This is a genomic window from Streptomyces sp. NBC_01454 (genome assembly GCF_036227565.1).
Lineage (GTDB): Bacteria > Actinomycetota > Actinomycetes > Streptomycetales > Streptomycetaceae > Streptomyces.
Genome location: NZ_CP109460.1, coordinates 2,665,009 through 2,685,671, shown reverse-complemented (window position 1 = coordinate 2,685,671; position 20,663 = coordinate 2,665,009). Strand labels below are relative to the sequence as shown.

Sequence of the window (20,663 nt, the reverse complement as noted above, 5' to 3'; positions counted from 1 at the left end):
GCACAGGGCACCCCTCGGGGACGGGCGTTACAGCACCTTCGACAGGAACGACTTCGTCCGCTCGTGCTGGGGGTTGCCCAGCACCTCGCGCGGATGGCCGGACTCGACGACCACGCCGTCGTCCATGAAGACCAGCGAATCGCCGACCTCGCGGGCGAAGCCCATCTCATGGGTCACGACGATCATCGTCATGCCATCCGCCGCCAGGTCCTTCATGACGTCCAGGACGTCGCCGACCAGCTCCGGGTCGAGCGCCGAGGTCGGCTCGTCGAAGAGCATCAGCTTCGGCTCCATCGCCAGCGCACGGGCGATGGCCACGCGCTGCTGCTGGCCGCCGGAGAGCTGCGAGGGGTAGCTCGCGGCCTTGTCGGACAGTCCGACGCGGTCCAGCAGCTTGGTCGCGCGCTCCCGGGCGGCGGCCCTGGACTCGCCCTTGACCTGGATCGGCGCCTCCATGATGTTCTCCACCGCGGTCATGTGCGGGAAGAGGTTGAAGCGCTGGAAGACCATGCCGATGTCGCGGCGCCGGGCGGCGACCTCGCGGTCGCGCAGCTCGTAGAGCTTGCCGTTGTGCTCGCGGTAGCCGACGAGTTCGCCGTCGACGGACAGCCGGCCGGCGTTGACCTTCTCCAGGTGGTTGATGCAGCGCAGGAACGTCGACTTGCCGGAGCCGGACGGGCCGATCAGACAGAAGACCTCCCGGGGCGCCACCTCCAGGTCGATGCCCTTGAGGATGTGGGCCGCGCCGAAGGACTTGTGGACGCCCTCGGCCTTGACCATCGGGCCGCCGCTGCTGCCCGCGGCCTTGTTCGTCGTCATCTTGCTGGTCATGCCGCACCTCCGGCGGAGCGGTGGAAGCCGCCGGACAGCCTCGCCTTGGCGCGCTGGAGCGGAGTGGGCGGGAGCTGGCGGCTGGAGCCGCGGGCGTAGTAGCGCTCCAGGTAGTACTGGCCGATGCTCAGCACCGTGGTGGCGATCAGGTACCAGGCGGCGGCGAGGATCAGCATCTCCACCACGACGCCCGAGTCCCGGCCGACGTTCTGGGCGGCCTGCAGCAGGTCGTAATACTGGACGGCGATGACCAGCGAGGAGGTCTTCAGCATGTTGATGACCTCGTTGCCGGTCGGCGGCACGATCACCCGCATCGCCTGCGGCACGATGATCCGGCGCAGCGTCTTGGCGTGGCTCATGCCCAGCGCGTGCGCGGCCTCGGTCTGGCCCTCGTCGACGGCGTTCAGACCCGCCCGGCAGATCTCCGCCATGTACGCGGCCTCGTTGAGCCCGAGGCCCAGCAGCGCGCACAGGAACGGGGTCATGAAGTCCGACCACTCGTCCTTGTAGATCGGCATGATGTCGATGTACTGGAAGACCAGGCCCAGGTTGAACCAGAGGAACAGCTGGACGTAGACCGGTGTCCCGCGGAAGAACCAGACGTAGAACCAGGCGACCGTCGAGGTCACCGGGTTCTTGGACTGGCGCATCACGGCCAGGATCACGCCGAGGACGATGCCGATGATCATCGACAGCACGGTGATGATCAGGGTGTTGCGCAGGCCCTTGAGGATGTCCGCGTTGAACATGTACTGGGGGATGGCGTCCCAGTTGACGTTCCCGGAGGCGAAGGCCCGGCCGAGCACGGCGACCAGTCCGAGGACGACGACCGCCGCCACCCAGCGCCCGTAATGGCGGACCGGGATGGCCTTGATGGGCTCGGGCTGGGGCGGCGGAGCGTCCGCCGGCGGCTGGGCCGACTTGTCGACGTCAACTGACACGGGTGTTGCCTTTCAGCATTCGGCGGGAGGTGCGCGGAGCGGACGGGAGAGCTGTCGGCGGCTCAGGAGCCGCCATTGATCTGCACGTCCTTGACCGCGGCATCCTTGACGTCCCACTTGTCCAGGACCTTGGCGTACGAGCCGTTCTTGATCGCGAGTTCCATCGCGGCCTTGAGCGCGTCACGCAGCTGCTGCTTGCCCTTGGGCACCGCGATGCCGTACGGGGCCGCCTTGAGCGGGGCTCCGCCGACCATCTGGAAATCCTTGCCGTGGCCGGAGACCTTCACCGCGTACGCCGCGACCGGGTAGTCGCTGGAGACGGCGTCCACACCGCCGGTACGCAGCCGGGTCTGGGCCTCGGAGTCGTTGTCGAACGCCTCGATGGAGATGGCCTGCTCGCCGTTCTTCTCACAGGCCTTCGACTTGTCCTTGGCCAGGTCGTCCGAGACCGTGCCGCGCTGCACCGCGATGGTCTTGCCGCACAGCGTCTCCCAGCCGTCGACGCCCTTGGTCTTGCCCTTCTGGGTGTAGAGCGAGACGCCGACGTTGAGGTAGTCGATGAAATCGACGCCCTGGCCGATCTTCTTGCCGGTGTTGCTGTCGATGCCCTGCTGGCGTTCCCTGGTGTCCGTCATCGCCGACATCGCGATGTCGTAGCGCTTGGACTTCAGACCGCCCATGAGGGTGTCGAAGGTGGCGTTGTTGAAGTTGAGCTTGATGCCCAGCTCCTTGCTCATCGCCTCCGCGAGGTCCGGGTCGATGCCCTCGACCGCACCGTTGGAGCGGAACTCCACCGGCTTGTAGGTGATGTCCGAGCCGACCTGGAGCAGCGCCTTCTCCTGGACGTCCTTGGGCAGCATCTTGAACAGCGGCGCATGCACATTGCGGTTCTTCTTCGCCTCACGCTTGGCGATCGCCGCGTCCGTCTGGTCACCGCAGGCGCTGAGCAGCAGCAGCGAGGCCGCCACCGCGGCCGCCGTGACCACGGCTGTACGAGACCTGCCGAGGGCCGGGCGACGGGTGGTGCGTGCGGTCATGCTGATCCTCCTGCGGATGGAGAAGCCGACGTGACAAAGGGCCGGGGTGCACACCCTGGAGCGTCGTGACCTCGGTTGGTGACGGGAATCCTGCCACCCGGACTCCGGTATTCGGACTGTCACACAGGTCAAAATCGCATAACGGACGACGATGGCCGTGCGACGGCCTTGGCGCGCAAGGGGGCCACACCGGCGGCGGGATGCGAAGGATGTCCTGCTCGCTCGGGCCGTCTCGGAATACGGACCGTGCAGAGCGCCGCTCTTGAGTTTTATGTGCGCTTCACGCTTTTCCTGCGCTTCGAGGTTATTGTCTGGTCTCTGAAGCCGAGGGTAATGAATCTGACTCGTCGGGGCCCGCGCCCGTCGGGTAGAAAGGTTCGTTACACCCCTCATCCGGGGCTCAGGGCGCGTGTGCGGCGCGCCCGGCGTCCGATCCTCCCCCCGTGCGGCGGCCATCTGCCGCGCAGGGTCCGGACGCGGTGCCCGCCCACCCCTCAACCAGGGAGTGGCCACCCTCAAGCAGATTCACGATTAAAAGGGGTAAGACAAGTGGCAGCGGAGATCGTCAATCCTCGCAGCGACAGCAAAACGGGCGCGGGCGCGGGCAGTGCGCCCGACGACGCCTTCGATCCGGCCTTCGCCCTGCATCGCGGCGGCAAAATGGCCATTCAGGCGACCGTGCCGGTCCGTAACAAGGACGACCTGTCCCTCGCGTACACACCGGGCGTCGCCAAGGTGTGCAGCGCCATCGCCGAGCAGCCCGAGCTCGTGGACGACTACACCTGGAAGTCCCACGTCGTCGCCGTCGTCACGGACGGCACCGCGGTGCTGGGCCTGGGCGACATCGGTCCGGAGGCCTCCCTCCCGGTGATGGAGGGCAAGGCCATCCTCTTCAAGCAGTTCGGTGGCGTCGACGCGGTGCCGATCGCGCTCGGCACCACGGACACCGAGGAGATCATCGAGACCGTCGTCCGGATGGCGCCGTCCTTCGGCGGGGTCAACCTGGAGGACATCTCGGCGCCGCGCTGCTTCGAGATCGAGCGCCGGCTCCAGGAGCGGCTGGACATCCCGGTCTTCCACGACGACCAGCACGGCACCGCCGTGGTCACGCTGGCCGCGCTGCGCAACGCCGCCAAGCTCACCGACCGGGCGCTCGGCCAGCTGCGCGCGGTCATCTCGGGCGCGGGTGCGGCCGGTGTCGCCATCGCCAAGATCCTCATCGAGGCGGGCATCGGCGATGTCGCGGTGTGCGACCGCAAGGGCATCGTCTCCGCGGACCGCAGTGACCTCACGGACGTCAAGCGCGAGGTCGCCGGCTTCACCAACAAGGGCGGGCTGTCCGGCTCCCTGGAGGACGCGCTGGACGGCGCCGATGTCTTCATCGGGGTCTCCGGCGGCACGGTGGCGGAGGAGGCGGTGGCGAAGATGGCGAAGGAGTCGATGATCTTCGCGATGGCCAACCCCACCCCGGAGATCCACCCGGACGTCGCGCACCGGTACGCGGCCGTGGTCGCCACCGGACGCAGCGACTACCCCAACCAGATCAACAACGTGCTGGCCTTCCCCGGCATCTTCGCCGGCGCCATGCAGGTGCGGGCCTCGCGGATCACGGAGGGCATGAAGCTCGCCGCCGCCGAGGCGCTGGCCGCCGTCGTCGCCGATGAGCTCAGCGCCGACCGGGTCATCCCCTCGCCGTTCGACGAGCGGGTCGCCCCGGCCGTCACCGCCGCGGTCGCGGCCGCCGCCCGCGCCGAGGGTGTGGCGCGCCGCTGACGCCACGGCAGATGTCACCCACGGGCCGGGCCCGCACCTGTGAGGGTGCGGGCCCGGCCCGTCGTGGTGGGGCCGTGCGCGATCGCCGCGGCGCGGTGCGTGTCACACCCGTACGCGGTACCGCCGCGCCCCTCCGCGGCCTACGTTGGGATCATGTTTGCTGCCTACGCCGCCCGCATCGACCGTGACCAGCCGCTCAGCGGCCTCGAATTGGGGGAGCGCCCGGCCCCCGACGCCCGCCCCGGCTGGACGACCGTCAACGTCAAGGCCGCCTCCCTCAACCACCACGACCTGTGGTCGCTGCGCGGGGTGGGGATCACCGAGGACGCCCTGCCGATGATCCTCGGCTGTGACGCCGCCGGGATCGACGCGGACGGCAACGAGGTCGTGCTGCACTCCGTCATCGGCCAGACCGGTCACGGCGTCGGCCCGAAGGAGAAGCCCTCCATCCTCACCGAGCGCTATCAGGGCACCTTCGCCGAGCAGGTCACCGTGCCCGTGTGGAATGTGCTGCCCAAGCCGAAGGAGCTGTCCTTCGCGGAGGCGGCCTGTCTGCCGACCGCCTGGCTGACCGCGTACCGGATGCTGTTCACCAACGGGGGCGTACGGCCCGGCGACAGCGTGCTGGTGCAGGGGGCGGGCGGTGGCGTGGCCACCGCCGCCATCGTGCTGGGCGCCGCCGCGGGGCTGCGGGTCTTCGCCACCAGCCGGGACGAGGCCAAGCGCAAGCGGGCGCTGGAACTGGGCGCCGAGGCGGTGTTCGCCGGCGGGGAGCGGCTGCCGCAGCGGGTGGACGCGGTGATCGAGACAGTCGGCGCCGCCACCTGGTCGCACTCCGTCAAGTCGCTCAAGCCCGGTGGCACGCTGGTGATTTCCGGCGCCACCAGTGGCTTCACCCCCGAGAGCGGGGAGCTCAACCGGATCTTCTTCCTGGAGCTGAAGATCGTCGGTTCCACGATGGGCAGCAAGGAGGAGCTGGCGTCGCTGCTGAGCTTCTGCGCCGCCAAGGGCATCCGCCCCGTCATCGACTCCACGCTGCCGCTGGACCGGGCGCGGGAGGGGTTCTCGAAGATGGCGGAGGGCGAGCTGTTCGGCAAGGTCGTGCTGACGGTCTGACCCCCGCACGGGCCGCCGGGGCCGCGCGCCGGCGGCCCGTCATTTCCCTGGAAGGGGCCGGAGACATGCGGATCCTGCGGGCGCAGGGGCGGGCCGCCGCGCCGTGGAGCAACGGCGGCGGGGTGACCCGCGAGATCGCCGTCCATCCGCCGGGCGCGGGCTGGGACGGCTTCGCCTGGCGGGTCAGCCTGGCGGACGTCACCCGCGACGGGCCGTACTCGCCGCTGTCCGGGGTCCGGCGGATCCTCACCGTCGTCGACGGCGCCGGGCTGGAGCTGACGGTGGACGGCACCGTGCGGCCGCTGCCCGGCCGTCACCGCCCGTTCGCGTTCCCCGGCGGCGCCACCACCGACTCCCGGCTGCTGGACGGCCCGGTCGTCAATCTCAACGTGATGCTCCGGGACGGGCGGGCGGACGCGACGGTGGAGGTCGTGTGCGGCACCTGGCCGCCGTCGCCGTCGCCGGAGGGCCGGGTGGCGGGCGGCCCGGACCCCGTGGGCGGGCTGCTCGTCGTGGCGCTGGAGGGGGCCACCCGGCTCACGGCTCTCGGGGAGCCGGAGGGGCCGGAGGGGCCGGGGGAGTCCGTGGTGCGGCTGGAGCGGTTCGACGCGGCGCTGTGGCCGGGGACGGACGCGTTGCCGGGCGGGCTGCGGACGGACCGCACCGTGGCGGTCATTCGGCTGTCCGGCCGTTCGGTGCGCTGACGCTTTCGTTCCGTCAGTCCTTTCTCACCGCCGGGCGCCTTGCCGGCCGCCCTGCCCGCCGGCCGCTTCCTCACCACCGGCCCCGCCTCGCCGCCGGACTCCTCCGCGCCCCTGACGCGACCCCGCACGTGCCGTCAATGACGGTTGACACACCCCTCGTGTCAACCTAAATTGACATCATGAGCGAAGCAACGGATCTCGCCGAACGGGCGGGGGACCGCGACCCCAGGGTCGGACTCCGTGCCGTGGCCGCGCTCCGCCGGCTGCTGGAACAGCTCGAAGCCGTGCAGGTGCGCAGCGCCCGGGCGAAGGGCTGGTCGTGGCAGGAGATCGCGGCGGAGTTGGGGATCAGCCGGCAGGCGGTCCACAAGAAGCACGGGAGGCGCTGATGTTCGAGAGGTTCACGGCCGAGGCCCGCGCCGTGGTGAGCGGCGCCGCGGAGCAGGCGGACCGTACGGGCAGCGACACGATCGGCGAGCCGGAGCTGCTGCTCGCCCTGCTGGACCGGACGGATTCACCGGCCGCCGGGGCGCTCGCCGCCCTCGGTGTCCCTGACCGGCGCGCCTCGGTGACGGACGCCCTGGCGGCGGTGCGCCGGCGCGGCGGGGTCTCCGCGGCCGACGCGGCGGCGCTGGCCGACCTCGGGATCGACGTCGACGCGATCGTGGCGAGCGTCGAGCGGGAACACGGGGTGGGCGCACTGGCCGGCGGGACGTCCGGGCGGCGCCGGGGGGTGCGCCGCCGGTTCACCGCCGAGACGAAGTCCGTCCTGGAGCGCGCCCTGCGGATGGCGGTCGCCCGCGGCGACCGGGCCCTCGGTGACGAGCATCTGCTGCTCGCGCTGACCACCGGGCGCGGACCGGCGACGGTGGTGCTCGCCGACCACGGGGTGACCCATGAGGCGGTGCTGCGGGTGCTGGACGTCAGCGGCGGCCGACGCGCGGGGTGAGGCGCCGGGCGGGCCGTACGCCGGGGCCGCCCGGGTGCGGTGCAGTGCGGTGCGGTGCGGTGCGGGCGCGCCCGGAGGTGAGTGGGCGCCCGCCGCCGGTCACGGGTAGGCGACCTTGACCGTGCCGATGCCCAGCGTGCTGTGCCGCGGCAGATATCCGGCCTCGAAGACCGCGCCGAGGACCGGTGTGAGCAGCTGCGCCAGCCGTTCGGCGCGGGAATGCCCCAGGGCGCGCCACGGGCCGGCCGCCAGCCGGTCCGTGGTCCGCTCGATCGCCTCGCGTTCCGTGCGGGCGCGCTCGGTCGCGGTGCCGTCCGGGGCGATCCAGCCGCGGGCGGCGAGGCGGTGCCGGGCGTCGCTCCACTCCTGGGCGCTCCAGCCGCGCCCCACGAAGTCGGCGGCCGGCGCGGCACCGATCGCGGCGAACGACACCAGGGCCTCACACGGATCGAGACCGCAGGTCAGCAGGGCCGCCAGATGGCCGTCGCCGCGGTGCTCGCGGAGTATCGTCGCGGCCTGCCAGAGCGTCAGATGCGGGGCGTCCGGCCAGGGCAGATCGCGGTTGGCGGCGGCCAGCGGGCGGGCGGCCGCCCCGGCGTTCTCGGCAGCCTGGCGGGCCAGCCGGGCCGCCTCGGCGAGCTGCGCGGCGCTCAGCCGGCCGCCGATCAGAGCCGTCAGCGCACGGTCCATGGCCAGCAGCCGCGCGTCCAGCACCTTGGCCGGGTCCGCGGCGGTCCAGATCCGCGGAAGGTACCGGGCGATCATCCGCGGACTGAAGGTGTAGTAGGTCGCGGCCACCAGCTCGGGCCCGGCGGCGCCCAGCGGAGCCGTGCGCCAGGCGAAATAGCGGGGCCAGCGGGACGCGACATCAAGGCCGAGATCGGCCGCGACCTGGCGGGCCTCGGGGGCGAAGTACAGCGTGGCGTGCAGTGGCTCCAGCAGGTGCCACATCCGGCGGGCGACCGAAAGGTATTCCGACATCGCTTTACCTCATGGCCTTCACGATGCGTGCGCAGACAGGGGATGGGGCGGTGGTCCGGAGCACGGCCCGCCGGTCCGCGGAGTCGGGCAGCTGGGGCCTCTGGAGCCCGGTGCCGGACGAAAAGCCGTGCGAAGTAGTGACTTCCCCGATTACGCCGCGTGAATCCAGACCGCCGATGGCAACTGTCGGTAACAGGGCCGGTGTTGGGGTGCGCCCGGATCCGGCCGCCGCGGTCCTGGCCGCCGGCGGTCCGCGCGCCGGAAAACCGGTCGAGGAGCGGTGGCCCGCTCCGTATCGTGACCCCGCCGACGGCTCACGGGGGGCCGCCGGCTCGATGCGAGGAAGTGAGCACCCGATGCCGTACCACGGGACCGTCGACGAGGGGTTCGGAGCCGTCGCGGACGCCTTCGCCCGGAACTTCGCCGAGGGCAGTGAACTCGGCGCCGCCGTCACCGTGTTCGTGGACGGACGCAAGGCCGTCGACCTGTGGGGCGGGACCGCCGACGACCGGACCGGCCGCGCGTGGGACGAGCGCACGGTCCTTCCCGTCATGTCCTGTGCCAAGGCCGTCGTCAGTGTCTGCGTGCATCTGCTCGCCGAGCAGGGGCGGCTGGACCTCGACGCCCCGGTGGCCGACTGCTGGCCGCGGTTCGCCCGGCACGGCAAGGAGGGGATCACCCCGCGGATGGTGCTCGCCCACACCGCCGGTATCCCGCTCGCCGAACGGAAGCTGACGTTCGAGGAGCTGACCGCCTGGACCCCGGTGATCCGGGCGCTGGAGGAGCAGCCGCCGCTGTGGGAGCCCGGTACCGCGTACGAGTACCACGCCCATGCCTTCGGCTTCCTCCTCGGCGAGGTGATCCGCCGTCTGACCGGGCTGACGCCCGGCCGCTACTTCCGCCGCGCCGTCGCCGACGACCTGGGCCTGCGCACCTGGATCGGGCTGCCGCCGGAGGAACTGCCGCAGCTGGCCCGGCTCGTCGAGGCCGAGGGGCGGCCCCCGCTGCCGGACCCCGACCTGCTGCCCATGCGGGCGCTGACGATGAACGGCGCGCTGCCCTTCCCCGGGCTCGACGATCCGCACGGCTACAACGCCCCCGCCCTGCTGACCGCCGAATTCCCCGGTGCGGGCGCGGTCTCGTCGGCGCGCGGCCTGGCCGCCCTGTACGCGGCGGTCGCCACCGGGGTGGACGGCGGGCCGCGGCTGCTCGGCGCGGACACCGTCACGGATGCGGTCCGGCGGCAGTCGGGCGGCGCCTCCTGGTCGGGGATGCCGGACTTCGGCGCACGCTGGGGGACCGGCTTCCTCCTCGACTCACCGTTCCGCCGGCTGCTCGGCCCGCGCTCGTTCGCCACCAGCGGTGCGGGCGGCCAATTCGCCTTCGGAGATGACGAGTTCGGCGTCGGCTTCGCCTATACCGCCAACCGGATGGGCGGCGGCGGGGACCAGCGGTGCGAACGGCTCATCACCGCGCTGCGGACGTGTATCGGGGCCCCGGAGCCCCGGCCCCTGGGCTGAGCGGACGGCCGGGGCGGGGGCGGGGGCGGGCGCATCGGCTGCGTCTGCCCCATCCGTCACGCCCCACCCGTCACGCCCCATCCGGCACGGGCCGCCCGGACGGTCCGCCGGTTCAGGCGTCCGGATCCGTCCCGGACGGATGCCGTTCCGGCGCGCGCAGCAGCACTCCGATATGGGCGGCGGCCTCCGACAGCCGGCGGCGGGACTCCTTCAGCTGCTCGGCGGTGACGCCGTGATCGCGGGCCGCGTCCCGCAGATCGTCGCGGAAGCGGTCCAGCAGCCGGTCGAAGTCGCGGGCCGGGTCGTCGCCGGGCGGCTCCTTCGCCCACTCCGGGGACGGCGGGGTCCCGGCCGCCGCGTCCTGTCCGGGGTCCGGCTTGCCGAGATCGACGCGCTCGACCGTCACCCGGGCCCCGCTGTCCGCGGAGCCCCGGCCGGTGCCGCTCTGCCCGGTGCCCTCCTGGCCCGCGCCCGGCGAGCCGCCGGTGAAGCGCCCGACCTCGCGGGACACCTCGGACAGCGCCTCGCGCACCGCGCCCGACCAGTCGCCGGACCGCACCGCCTCCTGGGTCTGCTCCTGTACGCGCCGGATCACCCGCTGGACCTCCTCGCGCGCGAACGCCTGGGCGTCCCGGGCCTGCTTACGGGCCCGCTGGGCGTCCTGCCGGGCCCGCCGGCTCTCCTCCTTGGCCCGCCGGGCCTGTTCCTTCCACTCGTCCTTGGCGCGCCGGAACTCCTCCTTCGCCTGCCGCCAGGACTCCGTGTCGCCGAACACGCCGTCGAAGTAGTCCCCGGCCTGCGGGTGGGTCCGCCCGGCGCCGCCCTCCTCGGCATCCGGCTTCGCGCCGGTCCGCCCGGCCTTCCCGTGCCCCGTGTCCTGGCGGGCCTGCTGGGCGGCCTCCTGCATCTCGCGGCGCAAATCCCGTGCCGAGCCGCTGACGTCCTCCCGGATGTCGGAGGCGAGGGCCGCGACCGACTCCCGGATCTGCAGCTCCAGATCCGCCAACTCGCCTCCCCTGTCGGCGAGTTCGGCCCGTCCGGCGTCGGTGATCGAGTAGACCTTGCGGCCGCCCTCGGTCGTGTGCGTCACCAGGCCCTCGGCCTCCAGCTTGGCCAGCCGGGGGTAGACCGTGCCCGCGGACGGGGCGTAGAGGCCCTGGAAACGCTCCTCCAGGAGGCGGATGATCTCGTAGCCGTGCCGCGGCGCCTCGTCCAGCAGCTTGAGGAGGTAGAGGCGCAGGCGGCCGTGGGCGAAGACGGGGGGCATGGTCAGCGCACCTTCTTCCCGGTGGTGGGGGCGGCGGGGGAGTCCTCGTGCGGGCTGCCGTCGTGGCCGGCGCCGGGATCGCCCCACCTGTGGTCCTCGTCCTCGTCCTCGGGGGCGGGGCGGCGCAGCAGGGCCAGGCCGCCGGAGACGGTGGTGGCCTTGAGCGTGCCGGTGCCCGCACCCAGGGAGCCGGTGATCCGCTTGGTGCCCCACTGGCCGCTCACCCGCAGATCATCGAAGGCGTTGGAGATGGTGCCGGACGTGGTGTTGGCCTCCACCCGGGCGTCGGCCGGGTCGGGCAGCCGGATGGCGACCTCCCCGGAGACCGTCGTCAGGGCGATGTCGGCACCCTTGCCGGGCGTCAGATCGAGGACCATGTCGCCGCTGACGGAGTCCGCGTGCACCCCGCCGCCCGCGCCGTCGATGACGGTCAGGTTCCCCGAGACGGAGTGGAACCGCAGGTCGCCGGTGAGCGACTGCACCTCGACGTTGCCCGAGACCGTCTCGGCCAGCACCTTGCCGGTCAGGCCGACCAGGGTGCTGTCGCCGGAGACGCCGCGCACGTCGGTCCGTCCCGAGATGCCCGAGACCACCGCGCCGGCGCGGACCACGCCGACCTCGACGCGGGTGCCGGCCGGCACCGTCACCGAGACCACCGCACTGCGGTTCCAGGCCCGGCGGTCGAGGAACTTCAAGAAGCCCCGCCAGGGGAGGTCCTCGTAGGCGACCGACAGGACGCCGCTACGGCACGAGACGGTCAGCGGCGGGCCGTCCAGCTCGCTGATCTCCACCCGGGCGGGGCCGCCGTCCGTGGTGCCGACGACGTTGACCGTGCCGCCGTACACCCGCACGGTGAGCGCCTCGACGGGGTCGGTGACCTCCAGCGTGCGTGGTGCGGACACCTGCATCGGATTCTGCGACCACCCGGTCCCGGCTGACATCACTGACCTCCCCTGTGAGCACCACAACGCAACATATCGCGTCCTCGCTAGACACGATATATCGCGGATTGCGGAAGTCAAGCAGTACGTCGCGGGGTGGGCGGGCCGTGGGCGGGCGGGCCGTGGAGGTCGATGCGAGGGTGCTGCCGAGGGTGGGGGATGCCATGGCGCATGGTGGGAAAGGGCCGAACGCGCGCGTGCATCAACAGGGTTGGTCTCGCTGCCGGCGCGCGGCGCGGCGCCGGACGGCAGGGCCGTACTACGAGCACGCCGGAGGCGCGGCGGACGCGGCCGGTTCCCCGGGCGGGCCGCTCCCGCCCGCCGGTGCCCCCCCGCCCGGCGGGCAGCCCGCTGCGCCCGACTCGTTCTCGTCCTACTCGCTCGTCCTACTCGTCCTACTCGTCCTCGTCGTCGTCCAGCCGGGCCAGCCAGGTGGCCAGCCGCTCCACCGGTACCTCGAAGTCCGGGTTCAGGTCCACGAACGTCCGCAGCTGGTCGGCCACCCAGCCGAGGCTGACCTCCTCCTCGCCGCGCCGGCTCTCCAGTTCCTCGATGCCACGGTCAGTGAAATACACGCGCTCTCCACCAGGGGTCATGGGTCATTCCCAGCCAGGATAGGCAGGCTCATGGACCTCTCGCGCCACAGACGGCCGCGGGCTAGCCTGATCACCTGTCAACGGTCCGGCGGCGATGGGGACATCGCCGCCCACGGGGAGCAGGAGGCCGTGATGCAAGAGCGCGCACAGCGCATCGAGCTGCCCGACGGCACGGAGGTCTGGGCCCGGGTCTCCCGGCTCGACGCCCCCGGGCTCGACGCGCCGGATGACCCGGATGACCCGGCCGCCGCGGACGGGGAATTCGAGGACGTCGGCGTCTGGGATGCGCTCGGCGCCCGGGTCGAGGGGCTCCGCGAGGTGATCGGCGGGGTCGCCACCAGCGTCCGCCGGGCCGCCGGGCCGGTCGCGCCGCATGAGACCAGTGTGACCTTCGGCGTGGAGCTGTCGGCCAAGCCGGGCAAGGCCGTCGCCCTGCTCGCGGACGGCGAGGCGAAGTCGAACCTCTCCATCACGCTCACCTGGCGGCGCGAGGACCAGGCGCATACGGGCGACCGCCGGGAGCCGGACGATCCGAGCCGCTGATGGCCACCCCCCAGGGCCGGGCCGGCGGCAGCGGCGACCGCGCCCGTTACGCACAGCTCCTCGCCCACGCCGGACACGCCACCGTCGGGCTGCGTCCCGCACCGGGCGTAGCCGCTCCCCGGATGTGGGGGAGCGGGGTACTCATCGCCCCGGGATGGGTGCTGACCTGCGCCCATGTGCTGGCGGCCGGTGACGGGCGGCGCCGTGAGACGGGTCCGGACGGGGTCGTCGGGGTCGCGTTCGGCGGCCGGGTGGTGGCCGCGCGCCCGGCGTACGACCTGAGCCGGCCCGCCCCGGAGGCCGGGCCCGGCGCCGCCCGCGCCGCCCGCGCCGACCTCGCCCTGCTCCGGCTGCTCGACCCGGAGCCCCGCCACCCCTGCGCCTGGCTCAGCGATCAGCCGGCGACCCTCCTGGAGGATGCCTACATCTTCCGCGGTCACGACCGGTCGGGCGAGGATCCGGCGGGGGACGGGGACGACGGGGCGCGCGGGGGCGCGGCACGACCCGGCCCGCGCGCCGACGGTGACGCCCCGGCCGCTCCGGTGGACCCCTTCATCGCGGTCCGTTTCGGCGCCCGTGACGCCCGGGGCCTGCAGTTCGGCAGCGATGTCCGGGTGACGCCCGGTGCCTCCGGCGGGCCGCTGATCGACTGCGACCGGGGCGAGGTGGTCGGCATCGTCAAGGGCCGCCATCTACAGGACCACGTCGGGCTCGCGGTGCCCGTCACCGCGCTGCGCGGCCTGGGGCCGGAACATCTGGTCGCCGGGGCCGAGGGGCTCGGGCCCGACCCGTACCACGCGCTGATGAGCCTGCACGACCGCTGGCACTGGGCCGGCCAGGAGCTCGGCCGCGCCACCGGGCCCACCTGGTTCGACGCCCAGCACGCGATCATGGCGGGCCGTGGTCGGCTGTGGGGCGTCCAGGAGCGGCTGCAGGCGCTGGACCTGCTCGCCCGGCTGCCCGCGCCGCGCGACCCGCTGGTGGTGGAGGCCGCCGTGGGGGAGGTGCTGGAGCGGGGCGAGCGGCCCGCGGCCTGGTCGCTGCGTACCTGGCGGGACGGGCACGGCGCGCTCTACCAGGGCAGCGACCCGTACACCGAGCTGCGCACCTTCGTGCACTATCTGCGGATCGTGGCGCAGCTGACCGCCGACGAGGTCCGCGACGAACCGGGGGAGGATGCCGCCGCCGTCCGCGAGCAGGCGGTCCGCCTCGCGGAGTTCGTCCAGGCCAAGGCTGTGGTGCTGCAGCCGCAGGACCGGCGCAGGATAGGGCCGGTGCGCCGGCGGCCGCGCTCCGTCCTCGTCGAGTTCGAGCCGCTGTTCTACGACGAGGGCGGGGCGGAGCTGTTCAACTGGTCGGTCAGCGAAGGCTACGGCCAGGGGCAGTGGCTGCGGGTGGACGTCCAGGAGTCGGCCGGCGGGGTGCCGTTCGAACAGGCGCGGGAACAGGTGCTGCGGCAGCTCGGCGGGCGGCTGCTGCGGGCCGACGGCGCCGCCGGGCCGGGCGCCCGCGTACGCCTGGAGGTCGCCGTCCCCGAAGGGCAGTGGCACACTCCCGCCGGCCAGTGGGAGGTCGCGGCCTCGGCCCGGCGCACCGCGCGGCTGCGGCCGGTGGGCCCCGGCCGTGCGGTGATCCTGCGGGACCAGGGGCGGCGCGAGCAGGTCGACCCCGCCTGGCTGCGCCGCTGGCAGGGCCTGCGTACCGCCCCCGCCCTGCAGGCACTGCGGGTCGCGCCGCGCCAGGGAGCCGGTGCGCGCCCCGGTGCCTGCGCCGAGTCGGTCTGGCGGCTGCTGGAGACGGCCGGCCAGGGCGCGCTGCCCGCGCTGTGCCACACCGTTGCCGACGGGTTCGGGCGGGATGTGGTGGGCGTCGCCCTGGACACGGGCTTCCCGGCCGGGCTGTGGCCGGCCGGCGGCCACGGCGAGGAGCGGGACTGCGATGCCGGCTGCGAGGAATTCCACCGTGGGGTGCGGGAGTTGCTCGAGGGGTCGGGCGGGGTGGCCCGGCTGCCGGAGCTGGTGCGGCAGCTGCGGGCGAAGGCCGCCGAGGCCGCGGAGGAGGGCGCGCACTGGGCCCGCGACCTGGTGCTCCTCTACGACGACCCGGAGGACCCGATTCCGCCACTGTTCACGGACCGGCCCCAGCTGTCGCCGCGATGAGCGGCGCCGGAGCCGCCCCCGGGCGGATCCGGGCGCCGCGTACGCCCCCCGTGCGCCCGGTGCCCGGGGCGGCCACATCCGCCCCTCGTGCGGCAAGTAGCGCACCGGACAGGGCACTTGAGCCCCCTGAACGGGTGCACGGGAGACCGGAAACCGCCCCGTGTGCTTCCGCAGGCGTGGGTACTGTCATAGCGTCGTGGAAGACTTGTTCGTGATGACGTGATGGCGTGAGGCGGGTGGCGACGCGGGGGAGGCGGAGCGGATGCCGAGGACTGCGGCGATGCGCCATGACCATCGCTCCTGACCGATGCCTGGCCGGCGACGAGGAGTTCCGACGTGAGCGACTGGCTCATCTACCGTGGTGCGGGGGCACCGCACGACGGAATTGAGCATCTTCCGCCACCCCCGCCCTGGCGCGATTTCGACGGTGGCCCCCTCGTGGCGCCGCCCGCCGCCCTCGACCCGTCCTCCGAGCGCCGGCTCGGTGTGCAGCACCGCGAAGCCAGCCACCACCGCCCCGGCGAGACCGAGCGCGAACTGGTCAACGCCGCCCTGTATCTGCGCCGCCCGCTGCTGGTGACCGGCGCACCGGGCAGCGGCAAGAGCACCCTGGCGCACTCGGTGGCCTATGAACTCGGCCTCGGCCGGGTGCTCGGCTGGCCCGTCGTCAGCCGCAGCACGCTGCGCGAGGGCCTCTACGACTACGACGCCATCGGCCGCCTCCAGGACCTCCAGATCGCCCGCGCCATCCCGGCCGCCGCGGAGAGCGGGGCGGCGCCCGGCGACGACCCCACCGACGAGCCGGGCGGCGGCATCGGCCGCTACATCCGCCTCGGCCCGCTGGGCACGGCCCTGCTGCCGTCCGCCCGCCCCCGGGTGCTGCTCGTCGACGAGCTCGACAAGAGCGACATCGATCTGCCCAACGACCTCCTCAATGTGCTGGAGGAAGGGGAGTTCCGGATTCCGGAGCTGGAGCGGCTGGCCGGATCCGCCCCCGAGGTGGAGGTGCTCAGCGACGACGGCGCGCAGGTGACGGTGCGCGACGGCCGGGTGCGCTGCCACGCCTTCCCCTTCATCGTCCTCACCAGCAACGGCGAACGCGACTTCCCGGCGCCCCTGTTGCGCCGCTGCATCCACCTCCACATCCCGGTCCCCGACAAGGAGCGGCTCGCCGCCATGGTGCGGGCGCATTTCGGCGAGGGCGCCGCCGAGCGCTACGACGCGGTGATCGACCGGTTCCTGGACCGCGAGCCCGGCGACGTCCGCGCCGTCGACCAGCTCTTCAACGCCATCCACCTCACCCAGAAAGCCGGCTGGACGGACGAGGACGAGGAGGAGACCCGACGGCGTCTGACGGCGGAGCTGATGCGGCCTCTTGATCGGACGAGGTGAGTGCGGTGCCCCTCGGGGAGCCCGGCCCAGGCCCCCTCGACGAACTCGTCGCCCGGCTGACGGCGGCGGGGCTGCCGGCCGACGCCCGGGGGATGGCCGACGCCCTCTGGCTCGCCCAGTGGATCACCCCGGACGCGCCGGCCGACGGCGCCGGGGACACCGGGCCCGCGGACACGGACCCTCCCGGCCGCAGAGATCCGGCCACCTTTCAGGCGGGACCGAGTGCCTCCCCGACCTCCCCGACCTCCCCGCACGCCGACGGGACACCGGCGCCCGGCCGCGAGGACGGTGGCGAGGACGGCCCCGGGGAGGAAGAGACGTCCCCCTCCACGCTCCGGGACAGCGCCCGGCGCCGGGTCGCGGAGCTGCTGCCCGCCCAGGACGAGCGGGCCGCCGACCGGGACCGCCGGCTGCTCGGCGAGATCGCGGTCCCCGTCGCCTCCGCGTTCCCCGGACTGCTGCCGCTGCAGCGGGCCCTGCGGCCCATCCAGCGCTACCGCCCGCCGGTCGCCCCGGCCCGCCGGAAGCTGGACGAGCCCGCCACCGCCGAACTCTCCGCCCACGCCGAAATGATCATCCCGGTGCTGCGCGCGGTGCACCGACGGGCGGCCGCGCTGCGGCTGTTGATGGACGGCTCGTCCTCGATGGCTGTCTGGGAGCAGATGCTGCACGACCTGCGCCAGGTCTGTGAGCGGGTGGGCGCCTTCCGCGACGTCACGGTGCACTACCTCCATCCGCACGGCCCGGACGTCGGGGTCGCCGCGGCCCCCGGCCCCGGCCGCCCGCTGCGCCCCGCCGACCAGCTGCACGACCCGACCGGCCACCACCTCACCCTCGTCGTCAGCGACTGCGCGGGCCCCCTCTGGCGGGACGGCCGGATGCAGCGGCTGCTCTACCGCTGGGCCGCCGACGCCCCGCTCGCCGTCGTCCAGCCGCTGCCGCAGCGGATGTGGGCGCGCACCCTGCTGCCCGCCGTCGCCGGCACCCTCGTCCGCCGCCAGGGCTCCTACCAGGCCCTCGACTTCCGCCCGGCCCGCCGCCGGCGGCCCCCCGCGGTGCCCGGCGCCGCCGCCGCGCCCCGCGAACGCGCCGTCCCGGTCCTCTCCGCCACCCCCTCCGCCCTCGGCTCCTGGGCCCGGCTCGCCGCCGCCGACGCCGGTCTCGCACTGCGCGGCGCCGCCTGCGTCGTACGGGCCGACCACGGCGCCGGCCTCCCCGCCGGCCCGCCGCCCGTCACCGGGCGCGCCGCACCGGCCCGGATGGTCCGCGAGTTCGACCAGCAGGCCTCGCCGGCCGCCCGGCTGCTCGCCGTGCATCTGTCCGCCGTCCCGCTCGCGCTGCCCGTCATCCAGCTGGTCCAGCGGGCGATGCTGCCGCAGACCGGCCCGGCCGAGCTGGCCGAGGTGCTGCTCAGCGGCCTGGTCACGCAACTCCCGCCGCAGGAGCGGCAGTCGGGGGAGCAGGCCGGGATGAGCGGCCCGTGGTACGACTTCGCGCCCGGGGTGCGCGACGAACTCCTCGGCCGGCTCAGCGCGGGCGAGGCCGCCCTGGTCCTCAAGCACTGCTCGCTCTACATCGAGCGCACCTTCGGCCGCAGCGCCCGCAACTTCCCGGCCGTCGCCGTCGCCATGCTCTCCGGCAGCGGCCGCGAGCCCGAGACCGGCCGGCGCGCGGTGCCCGAACCCTTCGCCCGGGTCTCCGAACGGGTGCTGCGCCGCTTCGAACCGGCGCTGCGCCCGCCCGCTCCCAGCCCGTACGTCTGCGACGGCCCCGCCGCGGAAGGCGCCGCCCTCCTGGAGCGCTACGAACAGGACCGCACCGTCCGGGACCTGATCGAGGCGGTCCGGCTGCTGCGCGCCGCCGCCGCCCGCCTGCCCGAGGCCGGTACGGACCTCGCCCGCGCGCTGCTGCACGCCTGGGTGAGATGGGGCCAGCCGGACGCCCTGGAGGAGGCCGAACGGGCGGTGCGCGCCGCGGAACGGGCCACGGCGGGCGAGCCGTCCGCCGGCGGCGAGGAGGACGTCACCGCCGGCCGGGAGGCCGAACGCACCCGGGCGCTGATCGTGCTGGGCCGGGTCGGCCATGCCCGCGCCCAGGAGCGCCGGGCCGACGGCACACCCGACGAGGAGCGCATCGCACTGGCCGACGCGGCCCGCCATCTGCACACCGCCTGCGGGCTGATGAGCCTGCTCGACCCCCGCGTCCTGGAGAGCATGGTGCTGCGCACCGAGGTACTGCGCCGGCTGGCCGCCCTGCCCGCACCGGCCCCCGCACCCGGCGCGGCCGCGGACCCGGCCGCCGTGCCGGACCCCGACCCCCTCGACGAGGCGGAGTGCTCCCTGACCACCCTTCTCGACCGGTGGCCCAGCGGCGAGGAGGTGCCCGGCGAGGTCTACGCCGCCCGCGGCGGCGTCCTGCTCGACCAGGCCCGCCGGGCCGCCCGCGGGCCTCGCGCGGCCCCCCGCGCCGCCGAGGCGCTCGCCGTCCGGGCCGCCGACGACCTCGATGCCGCCGTCGTCCTGCTGCGCCGCCGCGGCAGCGCCGCCGACCGGCTGGTGTGCGGGACGCTGCTCGAGCTGGCGGCGGCCCGCCAGCTGCACGGCGGCGCGGGAGCGCCCTCGGTGCTGCCGACCCTCGAACGCGCCCGGGCGATGGCCCATGCCCTCGACGACCGGGCCCTGGAGGCGGACAGCCTGCGCCGTACCGCCGCCGCCCAGCGCGCGGTGCACGCCCGCACCGGCGCCCTGCCCGCCCTGGACGCCGCCATCGCCGCGCTGGCCGCCGCGCTCCGGCTGGCCACCCCCGATTCGCCCGAGCACAGCGCGCTGCTCGCCGAGCGCGGTGCGGCGCTGCTGCTGAGGGCCCGGCTGGAGCCGGCCGACGGGCCGGGCAAGCGGCTGGCCAACGAGGCGGTGCACGTGCTGCGCGAGGTGCTGGGCCGGGCCGCCCCGCAGGACCCCGACCTCGGCAACCACCGGCTGCTGTTCGGCCGCGCCCTGCGGCTGCGCCACGAACGCCAGCCCTCGCTCGCCGATCTGCACGAGGCCGACTGGATCCTGGAGCTGGCCGCCCGCGGCGCGGACGTACCGCCCGCGGTGTCGGCCGAGGCCTGGCTCGAAGTGGGCGACGTCCAGCTGCTGCTGGACCGCCGCTTCGACTCCCGGGAGCGCCATGACCGCGCCGCCGCCTGCTACCGCCGGGCCGCCGCGGCCGCCCGGCGCGCCGGCAGCGCCCTGCTGGCCGCCCGCGCCCACCACCGCCGCGGCGAGGTCCTGGAGGTCACCGCGGGCTCCCGCTCCGCGCTGCACGCCTACCGCGAGAGCTGGGAGCAGTGGCAGCGGGCCGGCGAGGACACCGGCCCCGAGGCCCAGCGCACCCGCGCCCGGATGCGTGCCCTCGAATCCGCCGCCTGACCGCACCCGGCGGCCCGTCGGGGGCGGCCCGACCGCCCCTCAGCACACGTGTTTCTGCGGACGGGAGTCCGGGAACACACCCGTCCAGCCGGCCCAGAGGAGAACAGCGTGGCGACAATCCCCCGCACCGAACCGGCGGTGGCCGCCCCGCCCGGGCCGTCGGCCGAGCGGCTGCCGGACTTCGCCGGGGTTGACGTGGGCGTTCTGGCCGCGCGGACGGACCACGCGGTGCTGGCGGAGGTGGCGGCGCTGCTGCTGCGCAACTGGCCGTCGGCACAGGACGCCGTGGCGTACTACGAGGACGGCCCGGAAATAGCCGTGCATTGACGATCAGGGACGGTTGTTTTTGGGCAAACGTGCAAGGGAACCGGCCAGTTGCCGGGGGCACTCGGTTCCTCGATCGGCGGCGGAGCCATGTATCAGACGACGGGCGGGAGTTGGGCGGGCCACCCGTCGAGGAGGGGACGAGGGGGCCGAGGGGACGAGGCAGGGGGCGACGC

18 protein-coding genes are annotated in these 20,663 nt (G+C 74.0%); 11 read left to right on the top strand and 7 right to left on the bottom strand.

Annotated elements, in window-relative coordinates:
- Nucleotides 1-27 precede the first annotated feature (27 nt).
- From OIU81_RS11550 to OIU81_RS11540, 3 genes are all read right to left on the bottom strand, one after another.
- Nucleotides 28-780, bottom strand: coding sequence for an amino acid ABC transporter ATP-binding protein (locus OIU81_RS11550; RefSeq protein ID WP_329155049.1), 753 nt, complete (start codon nucleotides 778-780; stop codon nucleotides 28-30).
- Between the two features lie 47 nt (nucleotides 781-827).
- On the bottom strand, nucleotides 828-1,772 hold the full coding sequence (locus OIU81_RS11545) for an amino acid ABC transporter permease (protein WP_329146511.1): 945 nt from the start codon (nucleotides 1,770-1,772) through the stop codon (nucleotides 828-830).
- Between the two features lie 62 nt (nucleotides 1,773-1,834).
- On the bottom strand, nucleotides 1,835-2,809 hold the full coding sequence (locus OIU81_RS11540; RefSeq protein WP_329146509.1) for an ABC transporter substrate-binding protein: 975 nt from the start codon (nucleotides 2,807-2,809) through the stop codon (nucleotides 1,835-1,837).
- A 549-nt stretch (nucleotides 2,810-3,358) separates the two neighbouring features.
- Here OIU81_RS11540 and OIU81_RS11535 point away from each other — a divergent pair.
- From OIU81_RS11535 to OIU81_RS11515, 5 genes are all read left to right on the top strand, one after another.
- A complete protein-coding gene (locus tag OIU81_RS11535; RefSeq protein ID WP_329146507.1) occupies nucleotides 3,359-4,582 on the top strand; it encodes an NAD(P)-dependent malic enzyme in 1,224 nt (407 codons plus the stop codon).
- Nucleotides 4,583-4,735: 153 nt separating this feature from the next.
- On the top strand, nucleotides 4,736-5,698 hold the full coding sequence (locus tag OIU81_RS11530; protein ID WP_329146505.1) for a zinc-binding dehydrogenase: 963 nt from the start codon (nucleotides 4,736-4,738) through the stop codon (nucleotides 5,696-5,698).
- Between the two features lie 65 nt (nucleotides 5,699-5,763).
- A complete protein-coding gene (locus OIU81_RS11525) occupies nucleotides 5,764-6,402 on the top strand; it encodes a HutD/Ves family protein (protein WP_329146503.1) in 639 nt (212 codons plus the stop codon).
- A gap of 179 nt (nucleotides 6,403-6,581) precedes the next feature.
- Nucleotides 6,582-6,791: a helix-turn-helix domain-containing protein gene (locus tag OIU81_RS11520; RefSeq protein WP_189099035.1), complete on the top strand. Its 210-nt coding sequence runs from the start codon at nucleotides 6,582-6,584 to the stop codon at nucleotides 6,789-6,791.
- Nucleotides 6,791-7,351: a Clp protease N-terminal domain-containing protein gene (locus OIU81_RS11515; protein ID WP_329146501.1), complete on the top strand. Its 561-nt coding sequence runs from the start codon at nucleotides 6,791-6,793 to the stop codon at nucleotides 7,349-7,351. Before OIU81_RS11520 ends, OIU81_RS11515 begins: the two co-directional genes overlap by 1 nt.
- A 99-nt stretch (nucleotides 7,352-7,450) precedes the next feature.
- On the opposite strand, the gene OIU81_RS11510 is transcribed toward OIU81_RS11515, so the two are convergent.
- Nucleotides 7,451-8,332, bottom strand: a complete 882-nt coding sequence (locus OIU81_RS11510; RefSeq protein ID WP_329146499.1) for an SCO6745 family protein — start codon at nucleotides 8,330-8,332, stop codon at nucleotides 7,451-7,453.
- Between the two features lie 356 nt (nucleotides 8,333-8,688).
- Here OIU81_RS11510 and OIU81_RS11505 point away from each other — a divergent pair, with 356 nt between their 5' ends.
- Nucleotides 8,689-9,852: a serine hydrolase domain-containing protein gene (locus OIU81_RS11505; RefSeq protein ID WP_329146497.1), complete on the top strand. Its 1,164-nt coding sequence runs from the start codon at nucleotides 8,689-8,691 to the stop codon at nucleotides 9,850-9,852.
- Between the two features lie 112 nt (nucleotides 9,853-9,964).
- On the opposite strand, the gene OIU81_RS11500 is transcribed toward OIU81_RS11505, so the two are convergent.
- From OIU81_RS11500 to OIU81_RS11490, 3 genes are all read right to left on the bottom strand, one after another.
- On the bottom strand, nucleotides 9,965-11,119 hold the full coding sequence (locus OIU81_RS11500; protein ID WP_329146495.1) for a PadR family transcriptional regulator: 1,155 nt from the start codon (nucleotides 11,117-11,119) through the stop codon (nucleotides 9,965-9,967).
- Between the two features lie 2 nt (nucleotides 11,120-11,121).
- Complete coding sequence (locus OIU81_RS11495) at nucleotides 11,122-12,060, bottom strand: DUF4097 family beta strand repeat-containing protein (RefSeq protein ID WP_329146493.1); 939 nt, start codon at nucleotides 12,058-12,060, stop codon at nucleotides 11,122-11,124.
- 395 nt (nucleotides 12,061-12,455) lie between these two features.
- Complete coding sequence (locus OIU81_RS11490; protein ID WP_329146491.1) at nucleotides 12,456-12,635, bottom strand: DUF6104 family protein; 180 nt, start codon at nucleotides 12,633-12,635, stop codon at nucleotides 12,456-12,458.
- A 153-nt stretch (nucleotides 12,636-12,788) separates the two neighbouring features.
- On the opposite strand from OIU81_RS11490, the gene OIU81_RS11485 reads away from it, so the two are divergent.
- From OIU81_RS11485 to OIU81_RS11465, 5 genes are all read left to right on the top strand, one after another.
- Nucleotides 12,789-13,199: a CU044_2847 family protein gene (locus OIU81_RS11485; protein WP_329146489.1), complete on the top strand. Its 411-nt coding sequence runs from the start codon at nucleotides 12,789-12,791 to the stop codon at nucleotides 13,197-13,199.
- Complete coding sequence (locus OIU81_RS11480) at nucleotides 13,199-15,358, top strand: VMAP-C domain-containing protein (RefSeq protein WP_329146487.1); 2,160 nt, start codon at nucleotides 13,199-13,201, stop codon at nucleotides 15,356-15,358. Before OIU81_RS11485 ends, OIU81_RS11480 begins: the two co-directional genes overlap by 1 nt.
- 336 nt (nucleotides 15,359-15,694) lie before the next feature.
- The gene (locus OIU81_RS11475; protein WP_329146485.1) at nucleotides 15,695-16,750 is read left to right on the top strand and encodes an AAA family ATPase; all 1,056 of its coding nucleotides are present in this window, start codon (nucleotides 15,695-15,697) and stop codon (nucleotides 16,748-16,750) included.
- 5 nt (nucleotides 16,751-16,755) lie between these two features.
- Entirely contained in the window at nucleotides 16,756-20,163 is a 3,408-nt protein-coding gene (locus OIU81_RS11470; protein ID WP_329146483.1) for an SAV_2336 N-terminal domain-related protein, read from the top strand.
- Between the two features lie 108 nt (nucleotides 20,164-20,271).
- Nucleotides 20,272-20,490 carry a YxD-tail cyclophane-containing RiPP peptide gene (locus tag OIU81_RS11465; RefSeq protein ID WP_329146482.1) on the top strand — a complete coding sequence of 73 codons (219 nt, stop codon included), beginning with the start codon at nucleotides 20,272-20,274 and terminating at the stop codon, nucleotides 20,488-20,490.
- Nucleotides 20,491-20,663 lie beyond the last annotated feature (173 nt).